Source organism: Streptomyces lushanensis, from assembly GCF_001700515.1.
GTDB classification, from domain to species: domain Bacteria; phylum Actinomycetota; class Actinomycetes; order Streptomycetales; family Streptomycetaceae; genus Streptomyces; species Streptomyces lushanensis.
Genome location: NZ_MAUD01000372.1, coordinates 1 through 10,221 on the forward strand (window position 1 = coordinate 1; position 10,221 = coordinate 10,221).

Here is a 10,221-nt window from a genome sequence, read left to right on the forward strand (position 1 = left end):
CCTCCACCGAACGCCGCGGCCCGATCCACGAAGATCCGCCGGACAGGACCTAGGGACCCGAACGAAGGACCTGGCGTGAGAACTGGCGTGCTTCGAAGGGTCCCGCCCCGCCGTCCCAAAGGGTCCCGACATGCCGAAGGGCCCCTCCGGGACGGAAGAGCCCTTCTGCCGAGCCGGTCGCCCGGCCCGTAGCGGTCGGCCCGTAGCGGTCGGCCCGCGGCCGGGCGCGCGTCCCTGGCCGGTACGGGCGACCTTCCGTCGACCCAGTCGGCCCGATTCGGCCCGCGGTCGGTCGCCTGTCCGCAGCCGGTCAGCGCGAGCGCTTCGCGAGGCGCTCCACGTCCAGCAGGATCACCGCGCGCGCCTCCAGCCGCAGCCAGCCACGCTGCGCGAAGTCGGCCAGCGCCTTGTTGACCGTCTCACGGGACGCGCCGACGAGCTGTGCCAGCTCCTCCTGCGTCAGATCGTGCACGACATGGATGCCCTCCTCGGACTGCACACCGAAGCGGCGCGACAGATCGAGGAGCGCGCGGGCCACCCGCCCGGGAACGTCGGAGAAGACCAGGTCGGACATCTGGTCGTTGGTCTTGCGCAGCCTGCGGGCGACGGCACGCAACAGGGCCGTGGCCACCTCAGGGCGCGCGTTCAGCCAGGGCTGGAGATCACCGTGGCCCAGACCGAGCAGCTTGACCTCGGTGAGCGCGGTCGCGGTGGCGGTGCGCGGGCCCGGGTCGAAGAGGGACAGCTCGCCGATCAGCTCACCGGGGCCGAGCACGGCCAGCATGTTCTCGCGGCCGTCGGGGGAGGTGCGGTGGAGCTTGACCTTGCCTTCGGTGACCACGTAAAGCCGGTCGCCGGGGTCGCCCTCGTGGAAGAGCGCGTCACCGCGCGCGAGCGTCGCTTCACTCATCGAGGCGCGCAGCTCTGCCGCCTGCTCGTCGTCGAGCGCCGCGAAGAGCGGGGCACGCCGCAGAACGTCGTCCACGTGTTCTCTCCTTGTCGACCTGCTCAGGGAACCGTGGTCCCCACCTGCGCGGGGACCGTCGTCCCCATGATGCCGTACATGCCGCTTCTTCTCGGGTGGCTTGGCATCCCTGGACCGTTCGGCCCTCCACCGGATTCCGCTTGTCCGAAACCATGCGATCGGTCACAAGTTTGACGCACGAACGTCCGGACATGTGCCCGTGAGGCCGATTCGAGTGGCGATCGGCCATGGCCGGGGCGGATGTCGGTGCGGGGCTTTACGCTGGCCGGGTGTCGAATCCGCCGATGACAGCGCAGGCCAAGGGGGCTGAAAGAGTGTCCGCGGATCCCAATTCCGCTGTGGGCGAACAGCCTTCAGCGAAACCGAATAAAGCCGCAAAAACGACAAAAGTCAAGCCGGAGTCCAGACTGGCGATGGTCCGGCGGGCCCGGCGGATCAACCGTGAGCTGGCCGAGGTCTATCCGTACGCCCATCCCGAGCTGGACTTCCGGAACCCCTTCGAGCTGCTGGTCGCGACGGTCCTGTCCGCTCAGACGACCGATCTCCGGGTCAACCAGACCACGCCCGCGGTCTTCGCGAAGTATCCGACGCCCGAGGACATGGCCGCCGCCGTGCCGGAGGAGCTGGAGGAGATCGTCCGGCCGACCGGCTTCTTCCGGGCGAAGGCGAAGTCGCTCATAGGGCTCTCCACGGCTCTGCGCGACCGTTTCGACGGCGAGGTGCCCGGTCGGCTCGACGATCTCGTCTCCCTGCCCGGTGTGGGGCGCAAGACGGCGAACGTGGTGCTGGGCAACGCCTTCGGCGTCCCCGGCCTCACCGTCGACACGCACTTCGGCCGGCTGGTCCGGCGCTGGAAGTGGACCGAGCAGGAGGATCCGGAGAAGGTCGAGGCCGAGATCGCGGAGATCTTCCCGAAGAGCGAGTGGACGATGCTCTCGCACCGGGTGGTCTTCCACGGCCGCCGGATCTGCCACTCCCGCAAGCCCGCCTGCGGCGCCTGTCCCATCGCGCATCTGTGCCCTTCGTACGGCGAGGGCGAGACGGATCCGGAGAAGGCGCGGAAGCTGCTCAAGTACGAGATGGGCGGCTATCCGGGCCAGCGGCTGAACCCGCCGCCCGACTACCCCGGGAAGGCCGCGCCGCCGATGGGCGCCGTATGAGCGACGCCTTACCGGTCGCGTCCCCGTGGGCGCGGGGTCGTGGTCGGGACGGTCCGGGCGCGCGGCGAGGTCCGGAGGGGACGGTCCGGGCGTACGGCGAGCTCCGGGCGGGACGGTCCGGGCGTACGGCGAGGTCCGGGCGGGGGCGGGACGGTCCACTCGTACGGGCGGAACGATCCGACGGGCGGAACGCGTTGAGGGACAGGGGAGCGACAGGGGTGCGTATGACACGAACCGACAGGACGTACGGCGATCGGGCGACGGAGATCACCGTCACCGCCGAGGGACTGCCCGACTGGCTCACGCCCGTCGAGCGCGGCGCACTGGGGGTGGCGCCGGAACAGCTCAGCAGCTTTCTGCCGCCCGCGAGCGGCGACGGACGGCAGTCCGCCGTGCTCGTGCTCTTCGGCGAGGGCCCCCGGGGTCCCGAACTGCTGCTGATGGAGCGGGCCAGCAGCCTGCGCTCGCATCCGGGACAGCCCTCGTTCCCCGGAGGCTCCCTCGATCCCGAGGACGGCGATCCCGCGACCACCGGACCGCTCAGGGCGGCGCTGCGCGAGGCCGAGGAGGAGACCGGTCTCGATCCGTCGGGCGTCCAGCTCTTCGGCGTGCTGCCGAGGCTCTACATCCCGGTGAGCGGCTTCGTGGTGACGCCGGTCCTCGGCTGGTGGCGCCGTCCCACCCCGGTCGGTGTGGTCGATCCCGCCGAGACGGCCCGTGTCTTCACCGTGCCCGTGGCGGAACTCACGGATCCGGCCAATCGCGCGATCACCCGTCACCCCAGAGGCCATCACAGCCCCGCCTTTCTGGTGGGATCTGCCCTGGTCTGGGGTTTTACGGCCGGAGTGATCGACCGGATTCTGCATTTCTCGGGCTGGGAGCGTCCGTGGGACCGGTCGAAGGAGGTCCCGCTCGACTGGCGCGCATGACAGGCTGACCCTCATGCCGTGCCCTTCCGGGGGCGGCAACCCTTCCGGGGCTCTGTGGCCGTGGCGATGTCCGCCACCGGCCGCCGGGCCCTTGTGCTGCCAGGCCACCGGCGTACCGCCGGGTCACCGGCCCGGCGACGACGGCGGGGCCCGTACCACCGGCGGGGCGGCGGCAGCCCGCACCGCCGGCCGGGCGGGGCGACCGAGACGTATCCGCGAGGCTAGCGAGGCTATTGACGGTGAACGTGCTGGACATCCTGCTGCTGCTCGCCGCCGTATGGTTCGCGATCGTCGGATACCGCCAAGGGTTCGTCGTCGGCATCCTGTCGGTGATCGGCTTTCTCGGCGGTGGTCTCGTCGCGGTCTATCTGCTCCCCGTGGTCTGGGCCAGGCTCACGGCGGACTCCGAGGTCTCCACCACGGCCGCCGTCGTCGCGGTCGTCATAGTGATCGTCTGTGCCTCCGTCGGCCAGGCCTTCACCACGCACCTCGGCAACAAGCTGCGCCGCCACATCACGTGGTCGCCCGCCCGCGCCCTGGACGCCACCGGCGGCGCGCTGGTCAATGTCGTGGCCATGCTGCTGGTCGCCTGGCTGATCGGCTCGGCCCTCGCCGGGACGTCGCTGCCGACGCTCGGCAAGGAGGTCCGCAGCTCCAAGGTGCTGCTCGGGGTCTCCCGGGTGGTGCCCACACAGGCGTCGGCATGGTTCACGGACTTCTCCTCCGTACTGGCGCAGAACGGCTTCCCACAGGTCTTCAGCCCGTTCGACAACGAGCCCATCACCGAGGTCCGGCCGCCGGACCCGGCGCTCGCCGGCAGCCCGGTCGCGGCCCGTGCCCAGAATTCGATAGTCAAGGTCGTCGGTACGGCGCCGAGCTGCGGCAAGGTCCTGGAAGGCTCCGGTTTCGTCTTCGCCGACCGCCGGGTCATGACCAACGCGCATGTCGTGGGCGGCGTCGAGGAGCCCACGGTCCAGATAGGCGGTCAGGGACGGCTGTACGACGCCAAGGTCGTCCTCTACGACTGGCAGCGCGACATCGCCGTACTGGACGTGCCGAACCTTCCGGCGACGCCTCTTGAGTTCACCGACGCGGACGCGGTGAGCGGCGACGGCGCGATCGTCGCGGGCTTCCCGGAGAACGGCGCGTACGACGTGCGCTCCGCGCGGGTTCGCGGCCGTATCAACGCCAACGGGCCGGACATCTACCGCCGCGGCGAGGTGCAGCGCGATGTCTACTCGCTGTTCGCGACCGTACGGCAGGGCAATTCCGGAGGCCCGCTCCTCACGCCGGAGGGCAAGGTGTACGGAGTCATCTTCGCCCGGTCGCTCGACGACCCGCAGACCGGCTACGCCCTGACGGCCGATGAGATCCGCGACGACATCACGCTCGGCAGGACCGCCAACCAGCAGGTCGACACCGATCAGTGCGCGCTGTAGACGGCACGGCCCCGGCCGCGGTCGCCGCTCGGCCCGACTCGGGCCGGCTCGGGCGGCCCGGCGTGGACCCGGCCCGGGACCCAGGATCTCAGTCCTCGGTCCCGAGCCGCTGAGCCGTCGAGATGGCGCGCCACGGGTCGGGCCCGAGGCCGGCCCGGAGCCAAGGCCCAGGACCTGTCCGGTGGATCTTCGTGCCCGCGAAGATCCACCGGACAGTGCCTAGCTGCGTTGATGGCGGAGCCGGGCCGAGACCCAGCGCGCTCTGCGGCGGAGAATCAGGGAAATGCCGAGGCGCGCATCATGCCCCTGACCTTCCTGGCCGCCCCCTTTGCGGGTGATCGGCCCAGCGGCCGAGCGGCGGTTGCGTGCTGTGTCACCGTAGTCGTGCGTCCAGCCCATACCCCGACGTCTGCCCCTGCCCCATGGTCGGTAACCGTACGGGAGAGGGCCAATTGGCCTATGCGCGAGGCAATTGGCTGTTCGTAGGACAAGCGTTCAGAGGGTGACCATATCGGCGCGGCGAATCAGTCGTCCGGGTTATCTCTTCGGCCTCGCCGGTCGGCCTCGCGGTTCGGGATTCCGGTCAGCGGTCGGACCGATGATCCGACCAGCACCGCGGCCCATGAAGATCGGCCGGACAGGGCCTAGCGGTCCGGCTCGGGGTCCTTGAGCCAGTTGATGAGCTCCGCGGAGAACGCCGCCGGATCCTCTTCATGAGGGAAGTGTCCGAGCCCATCGAACAGCCGCCATCTGTAGGGCGCTTCCACATACTCGGCCGACCCCGCCGTACTTCGCGTCCTCATCGCCGGATCGAGCGATCCGTGCAACTGGAGCGTGGGTACCCGCACCGGGCGCTTCATCCGCCGGTTGAACTGGATGCCGTCGGGCCGTGCCATCGACCGCACCATCCAGCGGTACGGCTCGATCGAGCAGTGCGCCGTCGAGGGAATGGTCATCGCGCGCCGGTAGACGTCGATCGCCTTGTCGTCGGGGAGCGTGGGCCCCGACCAGTCCCGGATCAGCTGTCCCACCAGCGCCGCGTCGTTCGCGACGAGCTGACGCTCCGGCAGCCACGGTCGCTGGAAGCCCCAGATGTAGGAGCCGGCCCGGCTCTGTGCGAAGTCGGAGAGCATCGCCGAGCGCCAGCGGCGCGGGTGCGGCATCGAGGAGACCGCGAGTCTGCGCACCAGCTTGGGCCGCATCACGGCGGCGGTCCAGGCGAGATAGCCGCCCAGATCGTGGCCGACCAGCGCGGCGTCGGGCTCACCGAGGGAGCGCACCACGCCGGTGATGTCGAGGGCCAGGTTGGCCGGGTCGTATCCCCGGGGCGTACGGTCGCTGCCGCCCACGCCCCGCAGGTCCATGGCCACCGCGCGGTAGCCGGCGTCCGCGAGCGCCATGAGCTGATGCCGCCAGGCCCACCAGAACTGCGGAAAGCCATGCAGCAGCAACACAAGCGGGCCCTCGCCCAGCTCGGCGATATGGAAGCGGGCACCATTGGCCGCTACATCCCTGTGGGTCCAGGGACCGGTAAGACGGACGGCGGAGGCCGGTGTCGAACCGGAAGTCGGTGTCGAACCGGAGGCGCCAAATGCGCCTGAAGCACCCGAAATACCAGAAGTCGCGGGCGAGCCGTCGGTCTTGCCCGGGTCGGAATCAGCGGCGGTCATGCAGACGAGCGTGCCACAGACTTGACACGCTTCCCCACCCTGCGCGGGTGAGGCTTGACATTCTGGAGTACGGCGGCCGTCTCCTTGGCCGAGGCGATCGACTTCTCCGGCGGCTTGACCTTCTTGAACTTCAGCAGCGCGAGCACGGCGGCCAGTGCGGCGAGCACCAGAAACGCGGCGCCGACGATCAGGAACGACCAGGCGAGACCGAGCCCCAGATTGTGGATCCCGTACGCGGCGGCGAAGCTCAGCACCGGCAGCGAGAACAGGGCGAGGACGCCCGCGACGGTGATGGCCGCGCCGCCCGTCACGCCACGCTTCACATCCTGCCGGATCTCCGCCTTGGCCAGGGCGATCTCGTCATGCACCAGCGCGGACATCTCGGCGGTCGCCGCGGCGACGAGTTGACCGATACTGCGGTCGGTAGTGACGGGCTGGACCACTGTGCCGGTCCGGACAGCGTCGGCGACTTGCGTGCCGGGGTCGCTCATCGGTGACTCCCTCTTCTCGCTTCTCTGCTACGGACTTCTCTGCTGCGGACTTCTTTGCCGTGGACTTCTTTGTCGTCGCGGACTCTCCGCTGCGAATCCGATGTCCGATCATGCCGGACTGTCGCCGTTATCGCGCGCCGCCCCCGCGTGTTCAGCAAGCCGGCGGTGCTCCGCGGCCTTCGCCTCGTACAGCGCGGCCATCCGCAGGTGGTACGCCGGGTCGTCCTGTTCGTAGATGTCGGGGATGCCGTCCCGATCCTCGTCGCGCTCCTCGTCCTCGTACAGCGCACGGTACGTACGTACCCGTAGCTTGAGCAGAACGCCGGATATGACGGCGGCGATCAGCGAGCCCAGCAGTACGGCCGCCTTCACCTCGTCGGTGAGCGCCGGATCGGACGAGAACGCGAGTTCGCCGATGAGCAACGAGACCGTGAAGCCGATTCCGGCGAGCGAGGCGAGGGCGAAGACATCGGGCCAGGACAGATCGCCGTTGAGTTCGGCTCTGGTGAAACGTACGGCCAGCCAGGTACCGCCGAAGATACCGATCGCCTTGCCGACCACCAGCCCGAGGACGACACCCAGGGTCTCCGGCCGGGCGAAGACCTCGCCGAACGCTCCGCCGGAGACCGGGACGCCCGCGGAGAAGAGAGCGAACAGCGGCACGGCCAGACCGGCCGAGAGCGGGCGCACCCGGTGCTCGATGTGCTCGCCGGGGGAGCGCTCCTCGCCTTCCCTCCTGTGGCAGCGCAGCATCAGTCCCATCGCGACACCGGCGACGGTGGCGTGGACGCCGCTGTTGTACATCAGCCCCCAGGTGACCAGGGCCAGCGGGACATATACGTACCAGCCGCGCACCTCCTTCCTCAGCAGCAGCCAGAAGACGACGAGGGCGGCGACGGCGCCGCCCAACGCCATGAGGTTCAGATCGCTGGTGAAGAAGACCGCGATGATCAGGATCGCGAACAGGTCGTCGACGACGGCGAGAGTGAGAAGGAACGCGCGCAGCGCGGAGGGCAGCGAGGTGCCGATGACCGCGAGAACGGCGAGCGCGAACGCGATATCGGTGGCCACCGGAACGGCCCAGCCGTCCAGTGATCCACCGCCGGCCACGTTGACCAGCACATAGACCAGTGCCGGTACGGCCATACCGGACAGCGCCGCGATCACGGGCAGCGCGGCGGCCCTGGGGTCGCGCAGTTCTCCCGCGACCAGCTCACGCTTGAGTTCGATGCCGGCCACAAAGAAGAAGACCGCGAGAAGGCCATCGGCGGCCCAGTGCTGCACGGAGAGGTCGAGGCCGAGCGCGCCGGGGCCGAAGTGGGCGTCGCGTACGGATTCGTAGCTGTCGCTCAGCGGGGTGTTCGCCCAGATCAGGGCGGCGACGGCGGCGGCGAGCAGCAGCACGCCACCAAGGGTCTCGGTGCGCAGCGCGTCAGCGAGATAGTTCCGCTCGGGCAGCGACAGCCGTCCGAGGAACTTACGGGTGGTGTCCGTGGGCGCTGGCACGGGTGAAGACCTCCGGGTCGGTTCGGCGGACACGACGCATCACGTGCCGACCAGACTTCCCGGCGCACCCAGATTCTTGTTGTGCTGTTGACGTGATACCCACCTTAACGGGGGCGCACAGGGGATGTATCAGGTGATCTTCACTTTATGCGCGGACTGGCGCAGGCACAGAGCGGGGCGTCATCGGGGTACCTGCGTGGCATCCGTCCGGGTAGTGACCAGTCCCAGCGGTGATCTGTTCCGGTGGTGACCTGCCCCGGTGCTGCTCAGTCCTCGCTGGCCGCGCTGGGCAACTGGCTCTGGATGAGATCCATCACGGAGGAGTCGGTGAGGGTGGTGACATCCCCGAGCGCGCGGTTCTCGGCGATGTCGCGCAGCAGCCGTCGCATGATCTTGCCGGAGCGGGTCTTGGGAAGCTCCGCGACAGGCAGGATCCGCTTGGGCTTGGCGATCGGGCCGAGCGTGGTGCCGACGTGATTGCGCAGCTCGGCGACGAGCCCGTCATCGACGGTGGCGCTGCCACGCAGGATGACGAAGGCGACGATCGCCTGGCCGGTGGTCTCGTCGGCGGCGCCGACGACCGCGGCCTCGGCCACCTTGGGGTGCGAGACGAGCGCGGACTCGACCTCGGTGGTCGAGATGTTGTGCCCCGAGACCAGCATGACGTCGTCGACACGGCCGAGCAGCCAGATGTCGCCGTCGTCGTCCTTCTTGGCGCCGTCACCGGCGAAGTACTTGCCCTCGAAGCGTGACCAGTAGGTGTCGATGAACCGCTGGTCGTCGCCCCAGATCGTCCGCAGCATGGAGGGCCATGGCGCGGTCAGGACGAGATAGCCGCCGCCTCCGTCGGGCACCTCGTTGGCCTCGTCGTCGACGACCGTGGCGGAGATGCCGGGCAGGGCGCGCTGGGCGGAGCCGGGCTTGGTCTCGGTGACGCCCGGGAGCGGGGAGATCATCATGGCGCCGGTCTCGGTCTGCCACCAGGTGTCCACGATGGGGGTCCTGCCCGCGCCGATGTTCTCCCGGTACCAGATCCAGGCCTCGGGGTTGATCGGTTCGCCGACCGAGCCCAGCACCCGCAGGGAGGTCAGATCGAACTTGGCGGGGATGTCGTCGCCCCACTTCATGAACGTACGGATGGCCGTCGGCGCCGTGTAGAGGATCGTCACCCCGTACTTCTGGATGATCTCCCAGAAGCGGCCCTGGTGGGGGGTGTCGGGGGTGCCTTCGTACATGACCTGGGTGGCGCCGTTGGCGAGCGGACCGTAGACGATGTACGAGTGGCCCGTCACCCAGCCGATGTCGGCGGTGCACCAGTAGACGTCCGACTCGGGCTTGAGGTCGAAGACCGCGTGGTGGGTGTAGGCCGCCTGGGTCAGATAGCCGCCCGAGGTGTGCAGGATGCCCTTCGGCTTCCCTGTCGTGCCCGAGGTGTAAAGGATGAACAGCGGGTGCTCCGCGCCGAACGCCTCCGGGGCGTGCTCCGTGGACTGACGGCCGACAATGTCGTGCCACCACACATCGCGGCTGTCGTCGAAGGCCGTGTCCTGGCCGGTGCGCCGCACCACCAGCACATGCTCGACCTGCGGACACTTGGTGACGGCCTCGTCGATGGCGGGCTTGAGCGCGCTCGGCTTGCCCCGGCGGTAACCGCCGTCGGCGGTGATGACCAGCTTGGCGTCCGCGTCCTGGATACGGGAGGCGACGGCTTCGGCGGAGAAGCCTCCGAAGACCACCGAGTGCGCCGCCCCGATCCGCGCGCAGGCCAGCATCGCGACCGCCGCCTCGGGGATCATCGGCAGATAGACCGCGACCCGGTCGCCCTTGCGCACCCCCAGCTCGGTGAGGGCGTTCGCGGCGCGGGACACCTCGTCCTTCAGCTCCGCGTAGGTGATCGCGCGGCTGTCGCCAGGCTCGCCCTCGAAGTGGATCGCGACACGGTCACCGTGGCCGGCCTCCACATGGCGGTCGACGCAGTTGTAGGCGACATTCAGCTCGCCGTCCGCGAACCACTTCGCGAACGGCGAGCTGAATGTCGCCT

The 10,221-nt window shown here is 69.3% G+C and carries 9 protein-coding genes; 3 read left to right on the forward strand and 6 right to left on the reverse strand.

Annotation, left to right across the window (positions count from 1 at the left end):
* Nucleotides 1-310 precede the first annotated feature (310 nt).
* Nucleotides 311-985, reverse strand: coding sequence for a Crp/Fnr family transcriptional regulator (locus BFF77_RS26510; RefSeq protein ID WP_015034542.1), 675 nt, complete (start codon nt 983-985; stop codon nt 311-313).
* 284 nt (nt 986-1,269) lie between these two features.
* On the opposite strand from BFF77_RS26510, the gene nth reads away from it, so the two are divergent.
* The 3 genes from nth to BFF77_RS26525 all read left to right on the forward strand — a co-directional run bounded on the left by nth (nt 1,270) and on the right by BFF77_RS26525 (nt 4,513).
* Nucleotides 1,270-2,145 carry an endonuclease III gene (gene nth, locus BFF77_RS26515; protein ID WP_066954459.1) on the forward strand — a complete coding sequence of 292 codons (876 nt, stop codon included), beginning with the start codon at nt 1,270-1,272 and terminating at the stop codon, nt 2,143-2,145.
* Nucleotides 2,146-2,369: 224 nt separating this feature from the next.
* Entirely contained in the window at nt 2,370-3,074 is a 705-nt protein-coding gene (locus tag BFF77_RS26520; RefSeq protein WP_066954447.1) for an NUDIX hydrolase, read from the forward strand.
* A gap of 239 nt (nt 3,075-3,313) precedes the next feature.
* Entirely contained in the window at nt 3,314-4,513 is a 1,200-nt protein-coding gene (locus BFF77_RS26525; RefSeq protein ID WP_066954462.1) for a MarP family serine protease, read from the forward strand.
* 219 nt (nt 4,514-4,732) lie between these two features.
* On the opposite strand, the gene BFF77_RS37210 is transcribed toward BFF77_RS26525, so the two are convergent.
* From BFF77_RS37210 to acs, 5 genes are all read right to left on the reverse strand, one after another.
* Complete coding sequence (locus BFF77_RS37210; RefSeq protein ID WP_079125521.1) at nt 4,733-4,912, reverse strand: hypothetical protein; 180 nt, start codon at nt 4,910-4,912, stop codon at nt 4,733-4,735.
* A 245-nt stretch (nt 4,913-5,157) separates the two neighbouring features.
* Nucleotides 5,158-6,183, reverse strand: coding sequence for an alpha/beta fold hydrolase (locus BFF77_RS26530; RefSeq protein ID WP_245703720.1), 1,026 nt, complete (start codon nt 6,181-6,183; stop codon nt 5,158-5,160).
* Nucleotides 6,180-6,674 (reverse strand): phage holin family protein, encoded by a 495-nt coding sequence (locus tag BFF77_RS26535; RefSeq protein ID WP_066954450.1) that lies wholly within the window; start codon nt 6,672-6,674, stop codon nt 6,180-6,182. Before BFF77_RS26535 ends, BFF77_RS26530 begins: the two co-directional genes overlap by 4 nt.
* A gap of 108 nt (nt 6,675-6,782) precedes the next feature.
* On the reverse strand, nt 6,783-8,180 hold the full coding sequence (gene nhaA / locus BFF77_RS26540; RefSeq protein ID WP_066954453.1) for a Na+/H+ antiporter NhaA: 1,398 nt from the start codon (nt 8,178-8,180) through the stop codon (nt 6,783-6,785).
* 266 nt (nt 8,181-8,446) lie between these two features.
* Nucleotides 8,447-10,221: acetate--CoA ligase (gene acs / locus BFF77_RS26545; protein WP_066954456.1), on the reverse strand; the 1,775-nt coding region annotated here is incomplete at its 5' end.